Genomic DNA, 26,280 nt, shown 5'->3' on the forward strand with positions numbered 1-26,280 from the left:
ATGACGAACCCGGCCGAGAGACTCGTCGACCTGCTCGACCTGGAGCAGATCGAGGTCAACATCTTCCGGGGCCGCAGCCCCCAGGAGTCGCTACAGCGGGTCTTCGGCGGCCAGGTGGCGGGCCAGGCGCTGGTCGCCGCCGGGCGCACCACCGAGGGGGGCCGGCCGGTGCACTCGCTGCACGCGTACTTCCTGCGCCCGGGGATGCCGGGCGTGCCCATCGTGTACCAGGTCGAGCGGGTCCGGGACGGGCGCTCCTTCACCACCCGCCGGGTCACCGCCGTGCAGCAGGGCCGCACGATCTTCAATCTCACCGCCTCCTTCCACAAGCCTGAGCAGGGGAGCTTCGAGCACCAGCTGCCGCCCGCCCGCGAGGTCCCGGACCCGGAGTCACTCCCCACGGTGGTGGAGGAGATCCGGGAACACCTCGGTGCGCTGCCCGAGCAACTGGAGCGGATGGCGCGCCGCCAGCCCTTCGACATCCGCTACGTCGACCGGCTGCGCTGGACACCGCAGGAGATCAAGGGCGCGGACCCGCGCAGCGCCGTGTGGATGCGCGCGGTCAGCCCGCTCGGCGACGATCCGCTGGTGCACACCTGCGCGCTGACCTACGCCAGTGACATGACCCTGCTGGACGCCGTGCGCATCCCTGTCGAGCCCCTCTGGGGTCCGCGGGGGTTTGACATGGCGTCGCTGGACCACGCCATGTGGTTCCACCGGCCCTTCCGCGCGGACGAGTGGTTCCTGTACGACCAGGAGTCCCCGATCGCGACCGGTGGCCGAGGGCTTGCCCGGGGCCGGATCTACGACGTTGAGGGGCGCCTGCTGGTGTCGGTCGTGCAGGAGGGTCTGTTCCGGGCGTTGTAGGGCGCCGTTCGGGAGAGCCACCTGCCGGGGCCGCTGCCGCGCCGAGGCGCGAACGAGGCGTCAAGAGGGCCGGGGACCTCTGCGCAGCAGTCGGCTGAGCAGGCCACGGGGGCGGTCTGGCTCCTCGCGCAGGGGTTCCTCGTGGGCGTGGCCCTCAGGTTGCGCAGGGGTCTTGGTGGCCGTAGTCGTGGCCGCGGCCGTCGCCGGGACCGTGGGTGCCGGGATCTCGGGTGCCTCACGAGGCACGGGACGCGGGGCGGCGCGGTGGGCGCGGGCCTCCCGCAGGGTCTGGGTCAGGTCGGAACGCAGCCAGGCGATCTCGTCCGGGCCGTCCGCGGTCATGAGCCGTTCGGCGAGCTGTGCGCCCGGGGAGCCGGGTGCGCCGTGGGACGGCGGGGGCGGCCGGAACCGGTGCACATGGGCGCGCTCGTAGGGGTCCTTGACGATCTCCGCGATCTGGACGGGGCCGAGGAAGGCCGCCAGCGCCCCGGCGCGCTGCCACGGGTCCGTGGCCTGCCGCAGCAGGAAGCCCAGGTGACGCTGGCGCCAGTTGCGAGGCCGCCGGTCCAGGCCCATGCCCAGATCGTTCCGCAGTCGCTCGGGCATCCGCTGGCGCAGGATCGCGGAGTTCTCCGTCCCGGCGGCGAACTGCCGCAGGTCATCGGCGAGATAGAGCCAGACGACGGCTCGGTAGCGGTTCAGATAGAACTTGACGGGGATCAGCAGGCCCAGCCGGGCAAGGCGGGTGAACCGTGCGGACGAGATCTCCATCAGGGCAGCGCCCGCCGTGGTACCCACCACCTGAACGCTCTCCCGCAGTGATGCCGGGAAGCCCTTCTCCCCTCGCAGCCGGTCCAGTTCGGCCTGGGTGACGCGCTTGCCCGCGCCGGTATCGTCGGGCACCGTGCGGACGCGTCCAAGGTGGACGGCGAGGTCGAACTCACCGCGCTTCAGCCCCAGTTCGCGGGCAGCCCGGCTCGGGGCGCACGTGGGCTGGGCTGGTTGAGTGACAGTGTGGCCTGACATGGTCGGTCTCCCCCGTGGAGTCGGCGGTCGGCGCCGTCTGCGCTCGCCGTTGGAAAAACCGTAGCCGGTTTCTCGAATCTCGTGGCAAGCCTGTGGATAACTCCGGAGGGATCACAAAAACCGCAGGTCAGAGCCTTAGGGGTCAACGTTCGGCGCGCGCTCGGGCTGGCGGGCGTCCACGCCGAGGTGCTCGCCGACCCGGTTGACGAGCAGGGTCATCTCGTAGCCGATCTGGCCGACGTCGGCCTCCGCGCCGCTGAGGACGCACAGACAGCTGCCGTTGCCCGCGGCGGTGACGAACAGCACCGCCTCGTCGAACTCGATCATGGTCTGGCGTACGCCGCCCGCCCCGAAGTACCGTCCCGACCCCTTGGCCAGGCTGTGCAGTCCGGACGCGACCGCGGCGAGGTGTTCGGCGTCCTCCCGGCGTAAGCCGGTACTCGCCCCCGTCACGAGCCCGTCGCTGGACAGCACCAGCGCGTGCCGTACGTGCTCGACGCGTTCGGTCAGGTTGTCCAGCAGCCAGCCGAGTCCCTGGTTCTGCGCCATGGTCTGGTCTCCCCGTGTGATGCCCCGTGTGATCTCTCCCCCTGGCAGGGGGATCTCTCCGTCAGCCTTCCCCAGGACCGGCCCTCGGGCAAGGAGGATGGGAGGCATGGCACAGAAGATGACCGACGAGGAATGGCGGGCGTTCGTCTCATATGGCACCCGCACCGGCAAACTGTCGACGGTGCGGGCCGACGGGAGCCCGCACGTGACGCCGATCTGGTTCCTGCTCGACGGGGACGAGGTGGTGTTCAACACCGCCGCGCGCAGTGTGAAGGGACGCAACCTGGCCCGGGACGGCCGGGTCGCGTTGTGTGTGGACGACGACCGGCCGCCGTTCGACTACGTGGTGCTGCGGGGCCGCGCCCGGATCTCGGAGGACCCCGGTGAACTCCGGCACTGGGCGGCACGGATCGGGTCGCGGTACATGGGCGAGGAGCGCGCCGAGGAGTTCGGCGCGCGCAACGGCACGCCTGGTGAACTCCTCGTCCGCGTCACGATCGACCAGGTCCTGGCGGAGCGCGGCGTGGCGAGCTGACCCCCGCCGCGGAGTCCGGGACGGCTGGTCAACTGACGGAGTCCAGCAGCCGGGCGGTGTGCATCCGCCCGGCGTACTCCACGAGCCGGATCAGCACCTCCTTGCCGGAGTCGCGGTCGCGGGCGTCGCAGAGCACGACCGGCGTGCCCGGGTCGAGGTCGAGCGCGCGGCAGACGTCGTGGCTGCCGTAGCCGCGGGCGCCCTCGAAGCAGTTGACGGCTACCACGAACGGGATGCGCCGGTGCTCGAAGTAGTCGACCGCCGGGAAGCAGTCCTCCAGGCGCCGGGTGTCGGCGAGCACCACGGCGCCGAGGGCGCCCTGAGCCAGTTCGTCCCAGAGGAACCAGAAGCGGTCCTGTCCCGGCGTGCCGAACAGGTAGAGGGAGAGCCCGGGGCGGATGGTGATGCGTCCGAAGTCCATCGCGACGGTGGTCGTGACCTTCTGGCCCACGCCGTCGGTGTCGTCGACCGACTGGCCTGCCCGGCTCAGCAGTTCCTCGGTGCGCAGTGGCTTGATCTCACTGACGGCGCCCACCGGGGTCGTCTTGCCCACGCCGAAGCCGCCAGCGACCAGGATCTTCAACGCCAGGGCGGTCGGCTCGTCGTCCGTCTGGGCGGAGTGCTCGGAGACCGCGGCGCGCTCGGCCTGGAGGGCCACCACAGCGGTGGCGACGGGCGCGCGCACCTCGGCGTCCACCCGCTGGACCCGGCGCAGCCGGGAGACGTCCTGAGCGGTACTCACCGTGGCGTAGCCCCACAGGGCCAGCAGGGACACCACCGGCACCATCAGCAGGCAGACGATCTTGGCGCGGACGGTGCGGGGACGGAGGTGGCGGCGCACCGCGCGGGGGCCCCGTCTCGGGCGCCCCGTCCGTGGTGTCGCCGGGTCCTTCGTCGGCCGGTGGTCCGGCGTGTGCGCGACGGCCGCGCACCGGGGTGTCGGGCGGCGTCGCGGCGCTTCTGCGGGGTGTACGCATGGCCTCCTCGCTCGGTGTGGTTCGGGGGCTGCGGTCCGTGGGGTGCCGCGCCCTGGGACCGCCGTCAGCGGGCTGCGGCCCGCTCGCCCGGCCGCTGGGCCGCGGCGGACGCGGCGCGCTCCCCCGCGGTCGGCGGCAGCGTGACGAAGGCCGAGGTCAGGAAGAGGTAGGACCCGAGGCCGACGGCGCGGGGGAAGAGGAACTGGGTCGCCGTGGCGCCGGGCAGGACGTCACCGGCGGGGGTCACGCGCACGCGGACGGCGAGCATTCCGGTGTAGTGCATACTGCTCACCGCCGCCCCCATGACGAGGGACGCGACGGTGACCGCGAGCGGGGAGGTGACGTTGAGCGCCGCCCGCAGGGCCGCCGTCGCCGCGACGGCCGCGATCACCACGGAGAGCGCGACCAGGGCCGGGTCGTAGGTCACGCGTCCGTGCAGCCGTACCGCGGCCATGCCCAGGTAGTGCATACTCGCGACGCCGATCCCGGTGGTGAGGCCGCCGAGCGGGAGCGCGCGGCCACGGTCACGGTCGTAGCCGACGGCGAAGACCCCGGCGCACACGACGGTCATGGCGACGACCAGGCTGAGGACGGTCAGCGGCACGTCGTAGCGGATCTCGGTGCCGTTGACGCCGAACCCGAGCATGGCCACGAAGTGCATGGTCCAGATGCCGGTGCCGATGGCGGAGGCCGCCGTGACGAGCCAGTTGCGGCGCGAGGCGCCGGTCGCCTGAGGAATCATGCGGACATGACCGACGATCGCACAGACGTCCAGGAGTTCTTCACCGCCCGCGCCGCGGACTGGGACCGCAAGTTCCCCGACGACGGCCCCGCCTACGCAGCCGCCGTCGCCGGACTCGGGCTGCGTGAGGGTGGTCGCGTCCTCGACGCGGGCTGCGGCACCGGACGCGCGCTGCCGTCACTGCGCGCCGCCGTGGGCTCCTCGGGAGTCGTCCTCGGGATGGATCTGACGGCCGCCATGCTGGAGGCCGCCGTACGCGCCGGGCGGGACCGCGACGGGTGGTTGCTGCGTGCCGACGTCGCCTCGCTGCCGCTGCGCTCACAGTCGCTCGACGCCGTGTTCGCGGCCGGGCTCATCGCCCATCTGTCCCGGCCCGGGGAGAACTTGCGGGAGCTGGCGCGCGTGGTGCGCCCCGGGGGCACGCTGGCCCTGTTCCACCCGATCGGCCGGGCTGCGCTCGCGGCGCGACAGGGCCGCCGGATCAGCCCTGAGGACCTGCGCGCGGAGCCCCGTCTCCGGCCGCTGCTGGCCGGGGCGGGGTGGCGCATGACGTCCTACACGGACGAGGACCACCGCTTCCTGGCGCTTGCCGTCCGGGAGGACTGAGCCCTCCGCAGGACGGACGGCGCCTCACCGTGCGCTCCCCTTTCCGCCACCAGAGCTGCGACCCTGCGATGAGAGGCCGAGGAGGAACGCTCCGCGAGGAGTGCCGAGCTGGGGGAAGGTGGTCGGCATGTGGGACAGGTTCCGCAAGTCGTGGACGGGTTTCCGAGACGCCCTGCGCGTGGAGGAGGCCAGCGGCCGGGACAGCCGTAGCCGCAATCTGTTCGAGGCGGCCGCGGCCTACGTCTCGGCGTGCGCGGACGACGACCAGGACCGCGTTGACGAGGCCGCGGGATGGGTGTCGCCGGAGGCGCTGTCGTTCGGGGTGAACGAGCTGGCGTGCCGGGCCGTCATCGCGCTCGCGCGGGAGCGCGACGAGTCCCCTCGGGCAGTGGCACGGGCGCTTCTCGGCCTTCCGGCGGCCTGACGGAGGCGGCGGCCGGGTGGTCGTTCCACCGTGTCCGGCCGGGAAGCCGCAGCTCCGGATGGTCTTCGCACTCGTGACAACCGGCTCCCCGGCGCACTAGGGTGCGCGCCGTTGGACAACTCCTGGGGAGGCTGGGATGGCCGGGACGGACGAGAACGCCGGCACCGCCGAGGACGACGCGCTCTATGTGCTGACGGCGGTACTGCTGACGCCCGCGCAGTTCCCGAGCGTGCTCGGCGACGACTATCCGGAGGCGTGCGCCGCGCTCGGCCTGGTGCCGCTCGCCGACGGATACGGTCTGGTGCTCGGCCAGGACGGCGACGGCGCGCGGTGGACGGTCGTCACCGACGACGTGTCGCTGGTTGCGGTCGCGATCTCCTCCTGGGACTGCGGCATGGAGTACGACCTGTCGCCGGACGAGCGCAGCGTGGTCGCCGCGCTGCCCGGCTGGCCCCTCGCGGTGGCCGTCGCGGCTCCGGGCGTGCCCGCGCCGCACGACCCCGACCCCGAGATCGGCGGGGGGCCGGCGCTGTCGCCGCCGGACACCGGCATCTGGGGGCCCGCCCAGCGCCGCCTCGGGGCCGACGAGATAGCGCTCCAGTGGGCGAGCTGGCGGGAGCAGATCGACGACACCGAGTTCGCGTCCGCGACCGGCGGCACGTCGGCGGACGGAGCAGCGGGCGGCTCCGACGACGCTGGCGGCGGGGACGGGGCTGCGGGAAGCGCGAGCGGGACGGGCGGTGGCGCGGCGGCGTCCGGCAGCGCCCCAGACAGGCCCGAGGGCGGCACGGACGGCAGAAGCGTGAGCGGCTCCAGCGCGACCGGCACCGACGGTTCCCAAGACGGCAGCCCCACCGGTGTGCGTCGGGTCCTCGCGGAGGCGCGCGGGTACGTCGACACGCCGCCGCCCCTCGGCCGGGTCCGGTCGTCGTTCGCGCCGGGTGAGGCGAGGACACTGCGCGCCGACGGCCCCGGCTGGTCGCTGGTGGCCCGGACCGACGACATCGCTTTCGTCCTGCTCGACGACATGCCCGGTGAGGTGCTGCCGGTGGGCCGGGGCCCGGAGCTGCCGGGTCTGCTGGAGGCGCTCGACAAGATGGCCGTACGCCCCAGCTGAGCCCGCGCGCCCCGGGCACCGGGTCAGCTGTCGGGGCCTGGCTCGACCAGGAGCGCGCTCATCGCGGTGTCGGGGTCGGCGTGGGCGCGCAGTGCGTCCAGTTCGGCGCGCCAGGGCGCTTCCCAGCCCGCGGCCCGACCGCCGTTATGGACGAAGGTCAGGGCGAGCAGTCCGGACACGGCGGTGCCACGGCCGCGCAGTGCGCGTGCGGTGGTCAGGGTGGCGTCACGCACGCGTGCCCGCCGGAAAGGCAGGGGCAGGTACGCGGCGTCCGGCAGTCGCCACGGGCCGGCCTCGCACAGCCGGACCAGGCCGTCCCACCGGTGCGCGTCGTACCTGCCCTGGCCCACGGCGGCCAGGGCGAGCCGCCAATGGAGCTGAACGGCGTCCTGGTACAGCCCGACTGCCTCCAGAGTGCCGGCCAGCAACTCCAGGACGGTCGTCGCGCCGGTGCTGTCCTCGCGCGGGTGCGCGGCGTTCGCGCAGTGGTGCAGACGCCGCAGCGCGTCGGTGCGTACGCGCAGGTCCGTGGCGCGGGCCCGGTCGCCCAAGGTGTCGACGGCACCGCGGAGGACGGACTCGGCGACGGGCCCGGACGGGAACTCGCGCAGGCGGCCCGCCACAGCCGTCCAGACCCGCTCCGCGCGGTCCGGTGCGGTCAGGATGTCGGCGAGGATCCGCATCGCGTCGCCCGTGTCGGGCTCCAGCCAGCTGGTGAGTGCCGCGCAGGCGGCCACCGCCACGTCGTCGTCGCCCGCTTGGACCAGGCTCGCCAGGAACGCCCGGTACGGCTCACTCCGTGCCTCGGGGACCTTGCCCACGCGCGCGTGGACGACGGCGTCGCGGACGGCGGGCTCGGGCGCGGCCCGCGCGAAACGGTCGGCGATGTCCGTCCGGTCGATCGCGGGGAGCAGCGCACTGGCCAGGACCGCCCGCACGTCCGGGTGCTGTCGTGGGGCGTCCCAGGCCGCAAGGAGCGCCGCCAGGGCGCCGGTCCCACGCAGGGCGCCCAGGGCGCGGACAGCCTCCTTGCGGGCGCCCACCGGGGCGTCGGTGGCGCGGGCCACGGGGGCGAGCAGGGCGACGGCCTCGGTGTCGGGGAGACGGGCCAGCAGGCGGCGGAGGGAGGCGACGGCGGCACGGCCGCGCACCCCGCCGGTCGCCGCGTGCCGCAGGAGCAGGTCGAGCAGACCGGCCCGGTGATCGGTCCCGTCCGGGCTGTCTTCCAGACCCGCTCCCGGCGTGCTCAGCGCCCACAGTGCCGCGGCGGCGACCGGCTGCGGTGCTTCGTCGGCCAGTGCCATGAGCCGTGCCGGGTCCGTCAGGAGGGCGACCGCGTTGCCGCGGACCCGGAGCGGCGCCGCCTCGTCCAGGGCCACGCGCGCGTGGTACTCGCCCCACGCGTCCCGCTGGTGTGGCAGCCAGCGTCCGGCGACGGCCGGGCGCAGCCGCGCCACCCAGGGGTAGGCGCCCGGCCACAGCCGTCGCGTGAACCCGTGGCGCGCGGCGGCGCACACGGCGTCGAGCAGATCGGTACGCCGGGTGACAAGGGTGCGCGCGACGAGCGGCACGACGGCGAACGCCGGGTCTAGGCCCAGCAGTTCCCCGCACCGCCTGTCCCGCACCTTCACCGGGCGCACCCAGGCGGCTGCCGCGCGGGCGGCGAGAGACGGATCGTCGCACTCGACGGCGATACGGCGGGTCTCCGCGTCCAGCACCGGGAGGGCGGCCAGACGCGGGGCGAGGAGTTCGGCGAGGACGAGGGTCGCCGGCAGGGGCCGGGCGGCGGCCTGCGAGGCCTCCTCGACCGCTGTCCGCAACGCGCGTGCGCCTGCCTCGTCCACCCGCAGCGGCCTCGGCTCGGAGGACTCGGAGGTGTGCCCCGGGGCGGCAAGCACCTCGCCGAGGAGGGCGACCGCGCGGGCGGCCCGCTCGGTGCGACCCGTCGCCGAGGCGCGTTCGGCCACGCGGTACAGCAGCCGTTCGGCGGCACGCAGCGTCGGGGTCGTGGAGTCCCGGGACTGGACCGTGGTCAGCACGGCGTCGCGGCAGACCTGTTCGGGCAGGGCGTCGAGCAGGCGGGGGGCTACTCCGGCGAGTTGCCGCAGTGCCGCGTACCGCACCTCGTTCTGGTCGTGCCAGGCCCGCTCGCAGAGCGCGGCGATCCGCGCGAACTCACCCGGGTCCGCATGCAGCTCCGCGCAGGCCAGCAGAGCGGGCCAGGCCGTGGCCCGGTAGTGCGTACGGTGGTCGGCCGTGAGCCTGCGCAGCACCGGCTCGCCGTCGGACAACGGCAGGGTGGCTGCCAGGACGGCCATGTGCCCCGGGCGGCGGCTGAACCCCCGGAGCCGGGGCTGGACCACGGCGCGGCGGTCGGCCGGTCCGAGGGCAGCCAGCGTGGACAGCGGGATACGGCTCAGCCCCGTCCGTCCGGCGACGAGACCCTCGACGACGTGTCGGCGTTCGGCGGGCGGCAGCAGGCGCAGCAGGCCGTCCGGGGCGGTTTCAAGGCGTTCCGGCAAGCTGTGCCGGTTGCCAGTGGAGGGGCAGTGCCCGGCCAGTTCCACGAGGTCGTCGACGGGCAGGGCGCGCAGGGCCCGGCCGAGGGAGGGTGGCAGTGGCCCGGCGGGGATCGGGTGTTCCCGGCGGCCGCCGTCCGGTGCGGGCGGTGCAGCGCGCAGAGCGGCCAGTGCTTCGGCGGGGCGCCTGAGCGCCGCGAGCACGCCGTGCGCCGTGAGCAGGTCGGGTGCCCGTGCCAAGAGGATCAGGGCCGCGTCCGGGTCCCGTCGGGCCGCGGTGGAGGCGACCGCGCGGTGGCGGCGCAGGAAACGGTACGACGCCTGTCGCGCGTGCCGTTCGTTGAGCGCCGCGATGTGGGCGGCTACGACGCGGGGTGCCGTGCGGGCCAGGGAGTTGAGGGTGTCGCCCGTCGTTCCGAGGCGGGGCAGCCAGTCCTCCGCCGTCTGCGCGGGGCAGGCTGCGAGCAGTGCCGCCGCTTCCTGGGCGCCGTGCCGTTCGTACACCGTGGGCAGAAGCCGGGCGGCGAGCGTGGGGCGGCGGCTGATGCGGAGCAGTCGGTAGGTGTCGTGGCGGACGGCTGCCGTTTCGTGCAGGGCGAGGCGTTCCAGCGCGGGATCGGGTACGGGCAGCCGGATGGCGGCGGAGCGTGCGCGGCGGCCGAGCAGTGGATCGTCGAGGGCGGCCGTCACGCGTCGCAGGTCGCGGCGTACGACCGCCAGGAACAGGGCGGTGTGGCGCTCGCCGGGGTCACCGGCGTCCAAGGCGCCGCGCAGGGTCTCGTACGCGTACGGGGTGAGGGTGCGGGCGTAACGCGCCAGGGCGCTCATGCGGCCCGGGAAGGGCAGGGGGTCGAAATGGGCCCTCAGCCAGGCGGGTGTCAGCGGCGCCGGCGGGGTCTGGGGCTGTCGGGAGGGCGTCCGGGACACCTCGTGTTCCGCCATCAGCGCTCAGCGTGGAGTCGCTGGGCCTCCTTCTCAGAAGTCATGCGCGTCATGGTGGGTGTCTCCAGGGTTGTGCCGCAACCGGATATTCCGCGCCTGAGTCGACGACCGGCGCGGGCCAGGGCGGGGTCTGGGCATGAGGGTTGAGTCCTGGAAGCTGTGATGCGACCCCATATGCAGGTGCCATTCCATAGGGCGTCAACCCATGGCTGGCGTGGTGGCCTGCCCACACCATGAGGCAGCTCCTGGCTTGCCCAACTGCCCTGTGTCTCGTTTCCGGTTGCTCTGGAGGCCGTCATGCGCCCGTCCCGAGGTGTTCCGTTCGTCGCCGTCGCACTGCTTGCGGCGGCGTTCAGCGCTCCCGCTCCCGCCGCTGCCCGGCAGGTTGACAGTGCCCACTGTTCCGGCCTGGAACGGGTCCGCGTGCCGGGCGCCGAGTTCCAGCGCACGGCCTGCCTCGACGATCTGACGACGACCGGGCTGGCCGGTACACCGTTCACCGACATGGCCGACCAGGCCGGTCTGACGGCGCGGGGCACCAGCTCGCCGTCCGGGGTGCCCGGGGTGCAGGTCGATGGCTACTTCCCGGACTCCTCGACCTTCAACGCCACCCATGGCTGGCGGCATGACGCGCAGTTCGTGATCCGGCTGCCGGACCGGTGGAACGGCGGGCTCGTCGTCACCGGCGCGCCCGGTACCCGCAGGCAGTACGCGACGGACAAGGCGATCTCGGACCAGGTGCTCGCGCGGGGCTTCGCCTACGCCGCGACCGACAAGGGCAACAACGGCACCGACTTCTACCGTGACGGCACCCGCCCCGGGGATGCCCTCGCCGAGTGGAACGCGCGGACCACGCAGCTCACCCGCGCGGCCAAGCGGGTGCTGGCCCAGCGCTATGGCCACGGTCCTGCCCGCACCTACGTGACCGGCATCTCCAACGGGGGCTACCTCACACGCTGGCAGTTGGAGAACCACCCGGAGCTGTACGACGGCGGCGTCGACTGGGAGGGTGCGTTGTGGACCGCCCACGGCCCCAGTCTGCTCACCTCCCTGCCCACGGCGGTGGCACGGACCTTCGGCGCGGCACGGGACGAGGACCTGTACGCGGTGGGGTTCGCGCGGGGTTCCGAGTTCCTGTGGCCCTATCACGAGAAGGCTTACTGGGGTGTCACCCAGAAGACCTATCGGGCGGAGTTCGACCCGTCCTACGACCCCGGCTGCCCCGGCCCCTCGGCCGGGTCCACACTGGAGGAGATCCTCGCCCCCTGCGCGGCCGACGCCGCCTACGACTACGCCACCCGGCCCGCATCCGTCCACCGGGCCGTGGCCCGGGTGGCGCTGACCGGACGCATCGGCCGACCGATGATCACGCTCCACGGCGACCTGGACACGCTGCTGCCCAAGGCCGCGGACTCCGATGTGTACGCCCGGATGGTCGACGCCAGCGGCCGGGGCGCCCTGCACCGCTACTACACCGTCCAGGGCGGCACGCACGTCGACGGGCTGTACGACACCTACCCGGACCGGCTGCGGCCGATCCTGCCCTGCTACCGGTCGGCCTTGGACGCGCTGACCGCCTGGGTGGAGCGGGGTGTACGTCCGCCCGCGGACCGGACCATCGGTCGGTCCACGGGCGGTGATGTGGTCGACTCCTGTGCGCTGGACGGCCAGGCCTCGGCGGGGCGGTAGCCCTCAGCGGCCCAGCTCCTTGCGGGTGACACGGCGCAGCCTGCGCCGCTGCGAGGGGTCCAGCGTGAGGTAGGCGGCGGCCGGGACGCCCAGGACGATCAACAGCGCTGCCCACCAGGGCAGCCATATCAGCAGGATGAGCCCGGCCGCCACACCTCCTGCGGCGATCTTCGCGTTCTTCGACATCTGTGTGCCTCCTTCGCGGCCACTGCCGCTCTCTGTCCTGAGAACGGGCCCGCGTCTCCGGCGGTTCCGGACCACGACCCTGAGACATCCCTGAGGTACGTCCCCTACGGACCCCGCCCCACCGCGTCGACCCCGTGTCTCAGGTCACAAGTCGAGGATGCCAGGTCGGCCCCGGAAGTGCTGTACTGTCGGCCGCCCCATCCAGTAGTCAAGTTTGAGGAATACCGAGATCGCTGTGCAGAGGTTCCCCGCGGCAACACTCCCCGAGATCTCCGAACTGGCTCGCCGCCGCGCCGTGTTCGTGCCCGGCGATCCGGCCCGCACCGGTGGCGTCGCCTTCTGGCAGCCGGACGGCGACGCTCCGCCGGACGTCGCTATCGGGACCCGCATCGAGCTGACCGTCGTGGCGCCCGTCGGCGACGGCGTCGAGTCGGTGCGCGTACCCGCCATCCTGCTGCCGGTGCGCGAGGCGCTGCCCGTCCTCACGCGCGCGCGGGTCGCCGCCGACGCGCACCGCTCCACGGTGTTCTGGGGTACGGCTGCCGTACAGGCCCTCCAGTTCCTGGCACGCGGGCTGCTGCTACCGGGCCTGTCCGCGACTGACCACGACGCCTGGCGGACCGGCCCCCTGAGCACGGCCGACATCGAGCGCGTCCGACGGCTCTCGGCGTCGATGCCGCCCGAGGCGCGCGCCGTGCCGCTGACCGGTACCGAGCCGCCGCGGCTGCCCGACCAGGAAGCGCTGCTGCGGGCCTTCCTGGACGCCACGGCTGACGCCCTCCCCCGCTCCCCGGCCGCGTCACTCGTGACGGGCGGCCCGGCCTACGCCGGTCAGCGGCCCCAGCGCCTGCCCGCACAGCGCGCGTGGGCCGCGGATGTCGCCGCGGGCCATGACGCGGGCGTCAGGGTCTCGCTGCGGATCGAGGTCTCGGGGCTGGGATCCCCCACAGGACTCCTCGCCACCGGGCCGGACGGAGCGGCACCGCAGGAGGGCTCCGACACCGCAGCCGACGCACGGGAGGACGGCGGGGAACCCACCTTCCGCGCCGTTCCCCAGGTGCACAGCGTGAGCGACCCCGCGCTGGTCGCGGACGCCGCCGACGTCTGGGCGGGTACCGACGACGGGAGCCGCGCCTTCGGCCCGCGCGCGCGGATGGACGCCCTGCTGGCACTGCGCCGCGCGGCCCGCGCCTGGCCCCCGCTCACCCCGCTGCTGTCCGCCGCCGTACCGGAAGCGGTGGAACTCGCCGACGAGGAGATCACCGAACTGCTCGGCGCCGGCGGCGACGCCCTCGCGGCCGTCGGGGTGGAGGTGCACTGGCCGAGGGAGCTGGCCCGGACCCTGACCGCCCGCGCGGTGGTCGGGCCGCCCCACGACGGGACGGCACCGGACAGACTCGTCTCGGACACACCGTCGCTCCTGTCCCCGGACGCCCTGCTCACCTTCGACTGGCGGTTCGCGCTAGGCGACCAGCGGCTCACGCGAGCCGAACTCGACCAGCTCGCCGAGGCCAACCGGCCCGTCGTGCGCCTGCGCGACCAGTGGGTCCTGATCAACCCGGAGGAGGTACGCCGTGCCCGCGCCGAGCGGGACCGCAAGGTCACTCCCGTCGACGCGCTCAGCGCCGCCCTGACGGGCTCCGCCGAGGTCGACGGCCACCGGGTCGAAGTGACGCCGACGGGCTGGCTGGCCGGGCTGCGGGAGCGGCTCACCGACCCCGAGGGGCAGCAGTCCGTGGCCCAGCCCGCGGCGCTCGCCGCGGACCTGCGGGACTACCAGCGGCGCGGGCTCAGTTGGCTGGCCCGGACCACGGCCACGGGCCTGGGCTGCTGTCTCGCCGACGACATGGGGCTGGGCAAGACCATCACGCTGGTCGCCCTCCACCTCCACCGGCAGACCGACCCCGCGTCCGCCGGCCCCACTCTGGTGGTCTGCCCGACGTCCCTGATGGGCAACTGGCAACGCGAGATCGAAAGGTTCGCCCCCGGTACGCCCGTACGCCGCTACCACGGAGCCCGGCGTGATCTGGACGCCCTGGCCGACGGCGAGTTCGTCCTCACGACATACGGCACGATGCGCCTCGACGCGCGCAGGCTCGCCGGGGTCAGCTGGGGGCTGGTCGTGGCCGACGAGGCACAGCACGTGAAGAACCCGTACTCCTCGACCGCGCGGGAACTGCGCTCCATCGGCGCACGCGCGCGTGTGGCGCTGACCGGCACCCCCGTGGAGAACAACCTGTCGGAGCTGTGGGCGATCCTGGACTGGACGACGCCGGGCCTGCTCGGCCACCGCCTCGGCACCTTCCGCAGCCAGTACGCCCAGGCCGTCGAGAGCGGCCAGGACCCGGCCGCGGCGGAGCGGCTGGCACGGCTCGTACGGCCGTTCCTGCTGCGGCGCCGCAAGTCGGATCCGGGGATCGCGCCGGAACTCCCCGCGAAGACCGAGACCGACCGCGCGGTGTCGCTCACCCCCGAGCAGACCGGGCTCTACGAGGCCATCGTGCGGGAGACCCTCGCGGAGATCGCCGCCGCCGACACCATGCGGCGGCGGGGACTGATCATGAAACTGCTGACCGGTCTCAAGCAGATCTGCAACCACCCCGCGCAGTACCTCAAGGAGGACCGGCCGAGGATCGCCGGACGCTCCGGGAAACTGGAGTTGCTCGACGAGTTGCTCGACACCATCCTCTCCGAAGGGGCGAGTGTGCTCGTCTTCACGCAGTACGTCGAGATGGCCCGCCTCGTCGAGCGGCACCTTGCCGACCGCGGCATGGTCACGCAGTTCCTGCACGGCGGAACGCCCGTCCCCGCGCGCGAGGCGATGGTGCGGCGCTTCCAGGAGGGCGAAGTGCCCGTCTTCCTGCTGTCGTTGAAGGCGGCGGGCACGGGACTGAACCTCACGCGCGCGGAGCACGTCGTCCACTACGACCGCTGGTGGAACCCTGCGGTGGAGGCGCAGGCCACCGACCGCGCGTACCGCATCGGCCAGACCCGGCCCGTGCAGGTGCACCGCCTGATCGCCGAGGGCACGGTCGAGGACCGTATCGCCGCCCTGCTGGACCGCAAGCGGGACCTGGCGGACGCGGTGCTCGGCTTCGGAGAGTCCGCGCTCACGGAGCTGACGGACGCCGAACTGGCCGAACTGGTCGAGCTGCGAGGGAGCCTCCGATGAACCGCCACGACAGGGACGCCGAGCGTACGTTCGCCGCGCTGCCACCCGCGCCGGGGCGCGCCTTCGCCACGACCTGGTGGGGGCGGGCGTGGCTGAGGGCGCTGGAGGACGCGGCGCTGGACGGTCAGCAGGTGAAGCAGGGCCGTCGGCTCGCGCGCGCCGGAGCGGTGGGCGCCGTGTCGGTACGGCCGGGGCGGATCACCGCCGTCGTGCAGGACCGGGACGGCGTCGGGCACCGGGCAGACGTCGTGCTGGAGGAGCTGACGGAGGACCAGTGGGACCGCTTCCTTGACCTGACGGTCGAGCGGGCGGGCCATGTGGCGGCGCTGCTGGACCGTGAGATGCCGCCCCATCTGGTCGAGGACGCCGAGACCGCCGGTGTCGAACTGCTGCCGGGGCCGGGCGACCTGGAACCGTCCTGCGAGTGCGACGCCTGGGACCACTGCGGGCACACGGCCGCCCTCTGCTACCAGGTGGCGCGGCTGCTGGACCGGGATCCCTTCGTCCTGCTGCTGATGCGGGGCCGCGGCGAGCGCGCCCTGCTGGACGACCTCCAGTCCCGAGCCACCGCGCCCGCCGGCGAGGAACCCGCCTCTGTGGAAGGCGTGGACGCCGCCGAAGCCTACGCGGCCGGTGACATCCTGCCGCCGCTGCCCGTGCCGCCCGCCTTCCCCGGCGAGCCCGGCCCGCCGCCGTCCCTGGACACGGAGGTGGCGCCCGCGCCCGGCGTCGATCCGGCGGCGCTGGAGTTCCTGGCCGCCGCGACGGCCGTGGAGGCGCACCGACTGCTGGCGGCGGCGCTGCGGGCCGCACCCGGCCAGGACGCGCCCGGCGTCGGGTTGACAGTGGCGGAGGACGCCGTACGGCTGGCCGTGGCCGCTCCCGCGCGGGACATCGCCGACCGGCTGGCCGAGGGGTCGGGGCGCGGCCCGGAGGAACTGGCGGAGGCCGTCCGGGCCTGGCGGTACGGCGGGGCGGCAGGGCTGTCCGTGCTGGAGGAGGAGTGGACGGTCGAGGGCGAGGCCCTCGCACGCGCGCGTGCCGCTCTGGAAACGGCCTGGGAGGCGGACGAGCGGCCGACGCTGCGGGCGACGGGGGGCCACCGGTGGACGGTCGTCGGCGCGCCGCGCCAACTGCGTCTGGGACGCGACGGCCGCTGGTGGCCGTACCGCAGGGAGCGGGCCCGCTGGCTGCCCGCGGGCGGCCCGGCACGGGACCCGGCCACCGCACTGGCCTCGACAGCCGACCAGGAAGACGATCTCTGAGGACCCCAGAGGCCGGGTTCGGCGGCGGGCCCGAGAAGCAGGGGGAGGATGCCCTACGAGGGCGCTCCCGCCTCTCCCCGCGACGGAATGAGCGATTCCAGGCCGCTCGGCAGCTCGGTGGGGAGCCCGCTGCGGAACTCACTGGGCAGTTCCGTCGGAATGCCGAAGGAGGGTTCGGCGGACGGGCTCGTCGGCAGGGTGCCCCGCGGAGACGGTCTCCGGTCCGGCGAGTCGTCGTCGCCGTCGGTCGCCATCAGCACGATGGCGGCGACGGTGGCGACGGCCAGCAGGGCGACCAGGACGAGCAGGAGGGGGTTCCACGGCCGGGGCGGCCGGGGCGGCGGGCCGGACTCCCCCGCGGGGCCGGGGCCCTCAGGGGGAGGCGGTCCGAAGCCGCCGCCCGGGGGCGGTGGCTCACCCGGCGGCCGGGGCGGTACGGGCGGCATGGTCATACCGCCCAGAATCGCCTCGTAACGGAGCTGAGGCGACCTCCCACTCGGAGGCCGCCGCCGGTTCACGCCATGGAGCGCGTACGGCGTCGGGCCGCCCGTGAAAGCTGTGATGCCCCGCGCGGGGCATCACACTGCGGTACGGGTGCTCAGCCCCGCGCGCCCAGCAGGTGGTCCATGGCCAGCTGATCGAGGCGCTCGAAGGCCATCCCGCGCGAGGCGGCCGATTCCACGTCGAAGTCCTCGAATGCCGCGCGGTCGGCGAGCAGCGCCTGGAGGCCGTCGGCCGCGGTGGGCTGGGCCAGCTGGTCCAGGCGTGAAGCGCTCAGGGCCTCCTGGACCTCGGGGTCCGCGCGGAACGCGGCGGCACGCTCCTTGAGGATGAGGTAGTTGCGCATACAGCCCGCGGCGGACGCCCACACACCGTCGAAGTCCTCGGTCCGCGGCGGCTTGAAGTCGAAGTGCCGCGGACCCTCGTAACCGGCGCTCTCCAGCAGGTCGACCAGCCAGAAGGCGGCGCGCAGGTCACCGGCGCCGAAGCGCAGGTCCTGGTCGTACTTGATGCCGTTCTGGCCGTTGAGGTCGATGTGGAAGAGCTTGCCCGCCCACAGGGCCTGCGCGATGCCGTGCGGGAAGTTCAGCCCGGCCATCTGCTCGTGGCCGACCTCGGGGTTGACGCCGTACAGCTCGGGCCGCTCCAGGCGCTCGATGAACGCCAGGGCGTGGCCGACGGTGGGCAGCAGGATGTCGCCGCGCGGCTCGTTCGGCTTGGGCTCGATGGCGAAGCGGATGTCGTAGCCCTGGGAGGTGACGTACTCGCCGAGGAGGTCGAACGCCTCCTTCATGCGGTCGAGGGCAGCGCGGACGTCCTTGGCGCCGCCGGACTCGGCGCCCTCACGGCCGCCCCAGGCGACGTACGTCTTGGCGCCCAGCTCCACCGCCAGGTCGATGTTGCGGATCGTCTTGCGCAGCGCGTAGCGGCGTACGTCGCGGTCGTTGGCGGTGAAGCCGCCGTCCTTGAAGACGGGGTGCGTGAAGAGGTTCGTGGTGGCCATCGGCACAGTCATGCCGGTCGCGTCGAGAGCCTGGCGGAAGCGCTTGACGTGCGACTCGCGCTCGGTGTCGGAGGACCCGAAGGGGATCAGGTCGTCGTCGTGGAAGGTCACCCCGTGGGCGCCCAGCTCGGCCAGGCGCTGCACCGTCTCGACCGGGTCGAGGGCCCGTCGCGTGGCGTCGCCGAACGGGTCCCTTCCCTGCCAGCCGACGGTCCACAGTCCGAAGGTGAACCTGTCCTCGGGGGTGGGCTGGTAGCTCATGCCGCGGCTCCTTGCTCGTGTGCGACTGTTGCTCACGACTATTTCGTCATGGCGCTTAACAAATTAGTATGCGAACGCATCTCTGGGAAGAGACACATCCCCGGGAACAGACTCGGATGTGTCTCAGGCCGGAGACATGAGCCGCCAGAAGAGGGAGAGCGCGATGTCAGCAGCCGAGGGTCCGCTTGTCGTCGGGGTGGACACGTCCACCCAGTCCACCAAGGCGCTGGTCGTCGACGCGGCCACCGGACGGGTGGTCGCGAGCGGACAGGCGCCGCACACGGTCTCCTCCGGGGCCGGGCGGGAGAGCGACCCGCGCCAGTGGTGGGACGCGCTGCGCGAGGCGCTGCGCCAGTGCGGCGACGCCGCGCGCGAGGCCGCCGCCGTGTCGATCGGCGGGCAGCAGCACGGGCTGGTCACGCTGGACGGGAGGGGCGAGCCCGTACGCCCCGCCCTGCTGTGGAACGACGTGCGGTCCGCTCCCCAGGCGCGTCGGCTGATCGAGGAACTGGGCGGCGCCAAGGCATGGGCGGAGCGCACCGGCAGCGTGCCCGCCGCCTCCTTCACGGTCACGAAGTGGGCCTGGCTCGCCGAACACGAGCCCGACGCCGTAGCCACGACCAAGGCCGTCCGCCTCCCCCACGACTACCTGACCGAGCGGCTCACCGGGCAGGGCACGACCGACCGGGGTGACGCCTCCGGTACCGGATGGTGGGCGTCCGGAAGCGAGTCGTACCACGCCGAGACCCTCGCCCACGTGGGCCTCGACCCGGCGCTGCTGCCGCGCGTGGTGCGCCCGGGCGAGGTGGCCGGGACGGTCCGCGACAGTCACGACCTGCCCTTCTCCAAGGGCACCCTGGTCGCCCCCGGCACCGGCGACAACGCCGCCGCGGCGCTCGGCCTCGGGATCCTGCCCGGCACACCGGTGCTGAGCCTGGGCACCTCGGGCACCGTCTACGCCGTCTCCCGGCACCGCCCCGCCGACCCGACCGGCACCGTCGCGGGCTTCGCCGACGCCCGCGGCGACTGGCTGCCGCTCGCCTGCACGCTGAACTGCACGCTCGCCGTCGACCGCGTCGCGGCCCTGCTGGGCCTGGACCGCGAGGCCGTCGAACCCGGCACCGGCGTCACCCTGCTGCCGTACCTGGACGGCGAGCGCACCCCGGCCCTGCCGAACGCCTCCGGCCTGCTGCACGGCCTGCGCCACGACACCACCGGCGGGCAACTGCTCCAGGCGGCGTACGACGGTGCCGTCCACTCGCTGCTCGGCGCGCTCGACCTGGTCCTCGACGAGGACGCCGACCGCTCGACGCCGCTGCTGCTCATCGGTGGCGGCGCCCGGGGCACGGCCTGGCAGCAGACGGTGCGACGGCTCTCGGGGCGGCCCGTCCAGGTGCCCGAGGCGAGGGAACTCGTGGCGCTGGGCGCCGCCGCGCAGGCCGCCGGGCTGCTCACCGGCGAGGACCCGGCGGCCGTCGCCCGGCGCTGGGACACCGCGCGGGGCCCGGTCCTGGAGGCCGTAGAACGGGACGACGAGACGCTGGCCAGGATCAGCGCGGTACTCTCCGACGCGGCGCCGCTGCTGGAGCGGGGAACGGCGGGCCACTGAACGCCGCGATCGGCAATCAGCATCCAGGCGACGAGAGGTGCCCGTTCCACCAGCCCGTGACGAACGCGCGACCGGTGAGGGAGGCACGACCCGCGCCGGACGCGCGACCGGTGACAACCGCACGGCCCGTGACGGCCCGCAGCCGTGACGGGTCCGACCAAGGATTGACGGAGGCATGACCGCACCGCTGCACGAGGCCCACCCGGCCGGTCCCGGACGGGCGCTGCCCGACACCCAGCAAGGTATGCGCCGCCGCAACCTCGCCCGGGTCATGCACACGGTCAGCGCCGAGGGGCCGCTGTCACGGGCGGCGGTCGCCTCCCGGATCGGGCTGACCCGGGCGGCGGTCTCGACGCTGGTCGACGAGCTGATCCGCTCGGGTCTGCTGGAGGAACTCGGCCCGGAACGCCCGGGCCGGGTCGGACGTCCCGGTTCCGCCCTCGCCGTCAGCGGACGCGGCCCGGCCGGGCTCGGCGCGGAGGTCGGCGTCGACCACCTCGCGGTCTGCGCGGTCGACCTGCGCGGGGAGGTGCGGGCACGGGCCGAACGGCACGGCACCAACCGGGGACGCTCCCCCGGACCGGTCGTCGAGGACCTCACCCAACTGATCCGCCAGGTCGTCGCCGACGCGGAACGGGAGGGCCTCACGCCCGCGGGCCTCGCGGTGGCCGTGCCCGGTCTGGTGGCGGGGGACGCCCGTACGGTCGTACGCGCCCCGAACCTCGGCTGGCAGGACGTCGACCTCAGCGCCCTGCTGCCGGAGGAGTATCCGCTGCTGGTGGACAACGAGGCCAACTTCGGCGGGCTCGCGGAGCTGTGGCTCGGGGACGGCACGCAGCGGGACTTCCTGCACGTGTCCGCCGAGATCGGCATCGGTGGGGCGGTCGTCGTGGACGGGCGGCTGCTGCGCGGAACGCGTGGGTTCGCCGGGGAACTGGGACATGTGCCGGTGTGGCCGGACGGTCCGGAGTGCGGCTGCGGCGGCCGGGGCTGTCTGGAGCAGTACGCCGGTGAGGAGGCGGTGCTGCGCGCTGCGGGGCTGGTCCCGGGCGGCGACCGCGTCGGACTGCTCGCGGGGCGCGCCGCGGAGGGCGACCCGGACGTACGGAGGGCGCTGCGGGACGCGGGAGAGGCGCTGGGCATCGCACTGACCGGGGCGGTCAACCTGCTGGACCCCGAGGGAGTGGTGCTCGGCGGCGCGCTGGCCGGGCTCGCACCCTGGCTGCTGCCGTCGCTCCGCGCCGAACTGGCCCGGCGCACGGCGGGCCCCGCCTGCCCGGTGTCCGTGTCCCGGCTGGGCCCCGAGGGCCCGCTGCTGGGTGCCGCGCATTCGGTCGTCCGGGCCGTGCTCGACGACCCGGCGGCGGTCGCGGCGCGGGGGTGAAGCCCGGGCCGAGGCGCGGGGAGGTGTGCATCAAACGCCTGATCGGTGCTGCCCTCCACCACCTGATCAGCACCCCTTGTCACCCACACGGGTGGGTCATTTGTCCACAACTCCTCGACCGTCCACGCAATGCGCGTCGTGCCGCCCACCAACCGGCGGCCCGCGTACCGTGATTCACGCAAGGGCTGGTGAGCGAGGGGGAAACCGATGTCGGTGAACGGGGAGACGGCACAGGGACCGGGGCAGGAAGCGACCCCTGAGCTGCCGAGGGAGGAAGAAGCGGGGACGGCTGCGACGAGCAGGCGACGGCTGTTGAAGGGCGCCGCCCTCGCCGCCGTGCCGTACGCGCTGCTGCCGGGTCCACAGGCCGGTGCGGTGGCGCAGGCGCCGGACTATCCACTCGCCGAGTGGCAGCCCGCGCACCGGTCCAACTACACGCCCGCGAAGCGCGGTACCGCACGCCGCCGCCCCGCCCTGGTGATCATCCACGTCACCCAGGCGACGTACTCCAGCACCCTGGGGATCTTCCAGAACCCGAGGAAGAACGTGTCCGCTCACTACGTGGTGCGGTCCGGCGACGGGTACGTGGCGCAGTGCGTACGCGAGTCGGACACCGCCTGGCATGCGGGGAACTGGGGCTACAACACCCGCAGCATCGGCATCGAGCACGAGGGCTGGGTGGACGAGCCGCACTACCTCACCGACGCCCTGTACGAGGCGTCGGCGCGAGTGACCGCGGGCATCTGCGCCCGCTACGGCATCCCCAGGGACCGGGCGCACATCATCGGCCACCACGAGGTTCCGGGCACGGACCACACCGATCCCGGCCCGCACTGGGACTGGACGCGTTACATACGGCTCGTCGGCGCCGCCTAGATGATCTATTCCAAGGGGTGCTCGTAGAGACGTGAACGAGGGTCTCCAAGGTCGTTGTGTGACGAACAACCTGGACACCCTCGCGACCGCACTCTACGTGGAAACCGACGACCTGCTGAAAGCGGCTCCGCACCTGGGCCCGCGGCGACCGGCGGTGGGCACAGCGCCCAAACCCAGCGACGCGGAACTGGTCACCCTGGCGGTGATGCAGGCCCTGCCTGGCTTCACCGGCAAGGCCCGTTGGCTCCGCCACGCCCATGCTCACCTGCGCCACCTGTTCCCCTGCCTGCCCCAGCAGCCCGGCTACAACAGGCGCCTGGGAGCGGCGGCCTCGCTGATTCGCCGGATCGTCCACCTGGCCAGCGACACCACGCTGGGGAGCGACACCGTATGGATCGTCGACTCCACCCCGGTGGCGGCCGCTCAAAAGGAAACGGCCAAACGCTCCGACCTGGCTGGATGGGCCGAGTACGGCTACTGCGCCAGCCACAGCCGGTTCTTCCGGGGCCTGCGTCTGCACCTGATCTGCACTCCGCACGGCCTGCCGGTCGCCCTCGCCCTGACCGAAGCCAAAGCCGTCGAGCGCGAGGTCCTGCTCGACACCTTCGCCACCGAACCGAAGCTGCTGCGCTCCCGGCCGGGCCAGAGCCTGCTCGCCGACAAGAACTACTACGGCCGCACTCCCGAAGGCGTGACGGTCCGCATCCTGCACGCATCCTCGCCCTCACCACCGCCATCTGGCACAACGACCAGACCGGACAACCCATCCACCGCTCACTGACCGCTTACGGTCACTGGCCCCTTGGGATAGATGATCTTAGCGGCGGCTCAACCGCCCCCTCCGGTCCGGTGGTGACCCACGGGAGGAGTCTCGTTCGAGTAACCGACGTCGAAACGGTTGTCGGCGCAGGTACTCGGAGTAACGATGTCCCCTCAAGCCGTATCGCCCTCCGGGAGGCCGAGTTGACCGATTCCTGGGTGGCCCTGGAGCCGGGGGCCGACCCCGTGGCACGTGCCCGGACGCTGCGCCGCGCGCACGCGACCTTCACCGAGGCGGGTACGGTGCCGCGGCCGGTCCGCCCCGTGGTCGCGGACTCGTGGCGGCGCTCGGCACGCGCCGGTGTCGGACCGGACGGAACCGCGTGCGTGGAGTTGACGGACGGTGATCTCGGCGCCTACCGCGCCGAGCACCCGCTGGCCCGGGTCATGCCGCTGTTCCGGGAACTCATGAGCGCGTTCGCCCTGGACGGCGAACACCTGATCGCGGTATGCGACGCACACGGCAGGCTGCTGTGGGTCGAGGGGCATCCGGCGACCCGGCGGCGCGCCGGGCGGATGAACTTCGTGCCGGGCGCCCGCTGGGCGGAGTCGGCGGTCGGGACGAACGCTCCGGGGACCGCCGTCGCCGTGGACCGGGCGGTGCAGGTCTTCCAGGCCGAGCACTTCGCCCGGCGGGTGCAGCCGTGGACGTGCGCGGCGGCTCCGGTGCACGACCCCCGCACCGGGCGGGTCCTCGGTGCGGTGGACGTCACCGGGGGTGACGGGGTGGCGCATCCGCACAGTCTGGGCTTCGTCCAGGCGGTCGCACGGGCCGCCGAGTCGCATCTGTCGCTGCTCACCCCGGACCGGCCCGCCGAGGGCACGGCGGAACTGACCGCGCTCGGCCGGGACGAGGCGCAGTTGCGCACCGGGGGCCGCCGGATCCGGCTCAGCCGGCGGCACAGCGAGATCCTGGTGCTGCTGGCCCGCCACCCGGAGGGCCTGACCGGTGACGAGCTGCTGTGCGCGTTGTACGAGGACGAGTCGGTGACGCCGGTGACCCTGCGCGCCGAACTCGCGCGGCTCCGGGGCCTGCTCGGCCCGGGACTGCTGGCCTCGCGCCCCTACCGGCTGACGGTGCCGGTGGAGTCGGACGTGGCGGTCGTCGAGCGGCGCCTGGTGGCCGGTGCGGTGACAGCCGCGGCGACGGCGTACGCCGGGCCGCTGCTGCCCGCCTCGCAGGCCCCGGCGGTGGTGCGGCTCCGGCGGCAGGTCGCCGACGGGTTGCGCACGGCACTGATCGCCCGCCGCGATCCCGACCTGCTGGCGGACTGGGCGCACGCGCCCTGGGGCGAGGACGACCTCGACGTGTGGCGGGCGCTGGCGGCCACCCGGCCGACCGCCGCGGTGCGGGCCCGCCTCACCGCGCTGGAGTCGGAACTGACGGCACCGACTGCCGTGACCGTGCGCCGGGACCATAGCCGTCCGGCCCCGGTTCACCACCGTCCCACCACGGCCCCACGCGGGCGGTAGACGCCTACGCCCCTTGTCCCGCTGCCACCCACACCCCGACTCCTCCGCTGCCCGTCGCCACGCAACGTCGTTGCAACGTCCCCGTCCCTAGCCTCGCGCCGAGAGTTGCCCAACGGCGGGCAGCACAGCTGAAGGAGGCACACCGCCATGACCCGATACGCGGCACCCGGCACCGAGGGCGCGATCGTCTCCTACCAGTCGCGCTACGACCACTACATCGGCGGCGAGTACGTGCCGCCCGCGCGCGGACAGTACTTCGAGAACCCGAGCCCGGTGAACGGACAGCCGTTCACGGAGATGGCGCGCGGCACGGCGGAGGACGTCGAGCGCGCGCTGGACGCGGCGCACGCGGTCGCCCCGGCATGGGGCCGCAGGTCCACGACCGAGCGCTCCGACATCCTGCTGAAGATCGCCGACCGTATGGAGGCGAACCTGGAGCGGCTGGCGGTGGCCGAGAGCTGGGAGAACGGCAAGCCCGTGCGCGAGACGCTGGCCGCGGACATCCCGCTGGCCATCGACCACTTCCGCTACTTCGCGGGCGCGATCCGGGCGCAGGAGGGCTCACTTGGCCAGGTCGACGACGACACGGTGGCGTACCACTTCCACGAGCCACTGGGTGTCGTCGCGCAGATCATCCCGTGGAACTTCCCCATCCTCATGGCGGCATGGAAGCTGGCGCCCGCGCTCGCGGCGGGCAACGCCGTGGTCCTCAAACCGGCGGAGCAGACCCCCGCCTCGATCCACTACTGGATGAGCCTGGTCGAGGATCTGCTGCCGCCGGGCGTGGTGAACATCGTCAACGGCTTCGGTCCCGAGGCGGGCAAGCCGCTGGCATCCAGCCCGCGGGTGGCGAAGGTCGCCTTCACCGGTGAGACGTCGACGGGGCGGCTGATCCTCCAGTACGCCGCCGAGAACCTGAAGCCGGTCACCCTCGAACTCGGCGGCAAGTCACCGAACATCTTCTTCGACGACATCTGGGCGGTCGACGACGACCTGCGTGACAAGGCCCTTGAGGGCTTCACCATGTTCGCGCTGAACCAGGGCGAGGTGTGCACCTGCCCGTCCCGGGCCCTGGTCGAGCGCGGCCGCTACGGCGACTTCCTGGACGCCGCCGTCGCCCGCACCGAGATGATCACGTCAGGCCATCCCCTGGACACCGACACCATGATCGGCGCGCAGGCGTCCAGCGAGCAGCTGGCGAAGATCCTCTCCTACCTGGACATCGGCCGCCAGGAGGGCGCGAAGGTTCTCACCGGCGGGGAACGGATCGAACACGAAGGCGAGTTGAAGGGCGGCTACTACGTCCAGCCGACGATCTTCGAGGGCGACAACCGTATGCGGGTCTTCCAGGAGGAGATCTTCGGACCGGTCGTCTCTGTCACCTCCTTCGGTGACTTCTCCGACGCGATCAAGATCGCCAACGACACGCCGTACGGGCTCGGGGCCGGTGTCTGGACCCGTGACATCAACACGGCGTACCGCGCCGGACGCGCCATCCAAGCGGGCCGTGTCTGGACGAACTGCTACCACGCCTACCCGGCGCACGCGGCGTTCGGCGGCTACAAGCAGTCCGGCATCGGCCGCGAGACGCACAAGATGATGCTGGAGCACTACCAGCAGACGAAGAATCTGCTGGTGTCGTACTCCCCGAAGAAGCTGGGCTTCTTCTAGACGCATAAAAACAGGCGCCTGACCTGGGCTTTCACCCGTCAGGCGCCTGACATCTGGCCCACTCTCG

The 26,280-nt window shown here is 73.3% G+C and carries 21 protein-coding genes and 1 pseudogene; 14 read left to right on the forward strand and 8 right to left on the reverse strand.

Annotated features, from left to right (window positions below):
* Entirely contained in the window at positions 1–867 is an 867-nt protein-coding gene (locus tag ABZ659_RS17290; RefSeq protein ID WP_360219949.1) for an acyl-CoA thioesterase II, read from the forward strand.
* Between the two features lie 60 nt (positions 868–927).
* Here ABZ659_RS17290 and ABZ659_RS17295 read toward each other — a convergent pair whose 3' ends face one another.
* Positions 928–1,893, reverse strand: a complete 966-nt coding sequence (locus ABZ659_RS17295) for a DUF6397 family protein (protein ID WP_360219952.1) — start codon at positions 1,891–1,893, stop codon at positions 928–930.
* A gap of 135 nt (positions 1,894–2,028) precedes the next feature.
* Complete coding sequence (locus ABZ659_RS17300) at positions 2,029–2,442, reverse strand: roadblock/LC7 domain-containing protein (RefSeq protein ID WP_360219955.1); 414 nt, start codon at positions 2,440–2,442, stop codon at positions 2,029–2,031.
* 106 nt (positions 2,443–2,548) lie between these two features.
* Here ABZ659_RS17300 and ABZ659_RS17305 point away from each other — a divergent pair, with 106 nt between their 5' ends.
* Positions 2,549–2,977, forward strand: coding sequence for a PPOX class F420-dependent oxidoreductase (locus tag ABZ659_RS17305; RefSeq protein WP_360219958.1), 429 nt, complete (start codon positions 2,549–2,551; stop codon positions 2,975–2,977).
* Between the two features lie 28 nt (positions 2,978–3,005).
* Here ABZ659_RS17305 and ABZ659_RS17310 read toward each other — a convergent pair whose 3' ends face one another.
* Both ABZ659_RS17310 and ABZ659_RS17315 read right to left on the reverse strand, forming a co-directional pair.
* Entirely contained in the window at positions 3,006–3,566 is a 561-nt protein-coding gene (locus tag ABZ659_RS17310) for an ATP/GTP-binding protein (RefSeq protein WP_360220040.1), read from the reverse strand.
* 452 nt (positions 3,567–4,018) lie between these two features.
* On the reverse strand, positions 4,019–4,696 hold the full coding sequence (locus ABZ659_RS17315) for an MHYT domain-containing protein (protein WP_360219961.1): 678 nt from the start codon (positions 4,694–4,696) through the stop codon (positions 4,019–4,021).
* Between the two features lie 6 nt (positions 4,697–4,702).
* Here ABZ659_RS17315 and ABZ659_RS17320 point away from each other — a divergent pair, with 6 nt between their 5' ends.
* The 3 genes from ABZ659_RS17320 to ABZ659_RS17330 all read left to right on the forward strand — a co-directional run bounded on the left by ABZ659_RS17320 (position 4,703) and on the right by ABZ659_RS17330 (position 6,843).
* Positions 4,703–5,302 carry a class I SAM-dependent methyltransferase gene (locus ABZ659_RS17320; RefSeq protein ID WP_360219964.1) on the forward strand — a complete coding sequence of 200 codons (600 nt, stop codon included), beginning with the start codon at positions 4,703–4,705 and terminating at the stop codon, positions 5,300–5,302.
* Between the two features lie 127 nt (positions 5,303–5,429).
* Positions 5,430–5,726, forward strand: coding sequence for a hypothetical protein (locus ABZ659_RS17325; RefSeq protein WP_360219967.1), 297 nt, complete (start codon positions 5,430–5,432; stop codon positions 5,724–5,726).
* A gap of 136 nt (positions 5,727–5,862) precedes the next feature.
* Positions 5,863–6,843 carry a hypothetical protein gene (locus tag ABZ659_RS17330; RefSeq protein ID WP_360219970.1) on the forward strand — a complete coding sequence of 327 codons (981 nt, stop codon included), beginning with the start codon at positions 5,863–5,865 and terminating at the stop codon, positions 6,841–6,843.
* 23 nt (positions 6,844–6,866) lie between these two features.
* Here the strand turns inward: ABZ659_RS17330 and ABZ659_RS17335 are convergent, their stop codons facing one another.
* Positions 6,867–10,190: a hypothetical protein gene (locus ABZ659_RS17335; protein WP_360219973.1), complete on the reverse strand. Its 3,324-nt coding sequence runs from the start codon at positions 10,188–10,190 to the stop codon at positions 6,867–6,869.
* A gap of 411 nt (positions 10,191–10,601) precedes the next feature.
* On the opposite strand from ABZ659_RS17335, the gene ABZ659_RS17340 reads away from it, so the two are divergent.
* Positions 10,602–11,993, forward strand: a complete 1,392-nt coding sequence (locus ABZ659_RS17340; RefSeq protein WP_360219976.1) for a tannase/feruloyl esterase family alpha/beta hydrolase — start codon at positions 10,602–10,604, stop codon at positions 11,991–11,993.
* Positions 11,994–11,996: 3 nt separating this feature from the next.
* Here ABZ659_RS17340 and ABZ659_RS17345 read toward each other — a convergent pair whose 3' ends face one another.
* Positions 11,997–12,179 carry a hypothetical protein gene (locus ABZ659_RS17345; protein WP_086731275.1) on the reverse strand — a complete coding sequence of 61 codons (183 nt, stop codon included), beginning with the start codon at positions 12,177–12,179 and terminating at the stop codon, positions 11,997–11,999.
* Between the two features lie 235 nt (positions 12,180–12,414).
* Between ABZ659_RS17345 and ABZ659_RS17350 the strand changes: the two genes are divergently transcribed.
* Both ABZ659_RS17350 and ABZ659_RS17355 read left to right on the forward strand, forming a co-directional pair.
* Complete coding sequence (locus ABZ659_RS17350) at positions 12,415–15,351, forward strand: DEAD/DEAH box helicase (protein WP_360219980.1); 2,937 nt, start codon at positions 12,415–12,417, stop codon at positions 15,349–15,351.
* A complete protein-coding gene (locus ABZ659_RS17355; protein ID WP_360219983.1) occupies positions 15,348–16,616 on the forward strand; it encodes an SWF or SNF family helicase in 1,269 nt (422 codons plus the stop codon). Before ABZ659_RS17350 ends, ABZ659_RS17355 begins: the two co-directional genes overlap by 4 nt.
* Positions 16,617–16,669: 53 nt before the next feature.
* Here ABZ659_RS17355 and ABZ659_RS17360 read toward each other — a convergent pair whose 3' ends face one another.
* Together ABZ659_RS17360 and xylA are read right to left on the reverse strand one after the other, a co-directional pair.
* The gene (locus ABZ659_RS17360) at positions 16,670–17,068 is read right to left on the reverse strand and encodes a hypothetical protein (RefSeq protein WP_360219986.1); all 399 of its coding nucleotides are present in this window, start codon (positions 17,066–17,068) and stop codon (positions 16,670–16,672) included.
* A 146-nt stretch (positions 17,069–17,214) separates the two neighbouring features.
* Positions 17,215–18,381, reverse strand: a complete 1,167-nt coding sequence (xylA, locus tag ABZ659_RS17365; RefSeq protein ID WP_360219989.1) for a xylose isomerase — start codon at positions 18,379–18,381, stop codon at positions 17,215–17,217.
* A 163-nt stretch (positions 18,382–18,544) separates the two neighbouring features.
* Here xylA and xylB point away from each other — a divergent pair, with 163 nt between their 5' ends.
* The 6 genes and pseudogenes from xylB to ABZ659_RS17395 all read left to right on the forward strand — a co-directional run bounded on the left by xylB (position 18,545) and on the right by ABZ659_RS17395 (position 26,213).
* Positions 18,545–19,990: a xylulokinase gene (gene xylB / locus ABZ659_RS17370; RefSeq protein WP_360219992.1), complete on the forward strand. Its 1,446-nt coding sequence runs from the start codon at positions 18,545–18,547 to the stop codon at positions 19,988–19,990.
* A gap of 175 nt (positions 19,991–20,165) precedes the next feature.
* Positions 20,166–21,374: an ROK family transcriptional regulator gene (locus ABZ659_RS17375; protein ID WP_360219995.1), complete on the forward strand. Its 1,209-nt coding sequence runs from the start codon at positions 20,166–20,168 to the stop codon at positions 21,372–21,374.
* Between the two features lie 207 nt (positions 21,375–21,581).
* Positions 21,582–22,250: an N-acetylmuramoyl-L-alanine amidase gene (locus ABZ659_RS17380; RefSeq protein ID WP_360219998.1), complete on the forward strand. Its 669-nt coding sequence runs from the start codon at positions 21,582–21,584 to the stop codon at positions 22,248–22,250.
* A 58-nt stretch (positions 22,251–22,308) separates the two neighbouring features.
* Positions 22,309–22,997 (forward strand): annotated as a pseudogene (locus tag ABZ659_RS17385) (transposase); the annotation flags it as partial.
* 216 nt (positions 22,998–23,213) lie between these two features.
* Positions 23,214–24,542 carry a GAF domain-containing protein gene (locus ABZ659_RS17390; protein WP_360220043.1) on the forward strand — a complete coding sequence of 443 codons (1,329 nt, stop codon included), beginning with the start codon at positions 23,214–23,216 and terminating at the stop codon, positions 24,540–24,542.
* Positions 24,543–24,689: 147 nt separating this feature from the next.
* Positions 24,690–26,213: an aldehyde dehydrogenase family protein gene (locus tag ABZ659_RS17395; protein WP_360220001.1), complete on the forward strand. Its 1,524-nt coding sequence runs from the start codon at positions 24,690–24,692 to the stop codon at positions 26,211–26,213.
* Positions 26,214–26,280 lie beyond the last annotated feature (67 nt).

It is taken from the genome of Streptomyces sp. NPDC006997 (genome assembly GCF_040635175.1).
GTDB lineage: Bacteria > Actinomycetota > Actinomycetes > Streptomycetales > Streptomycetaceae > Streptomyces.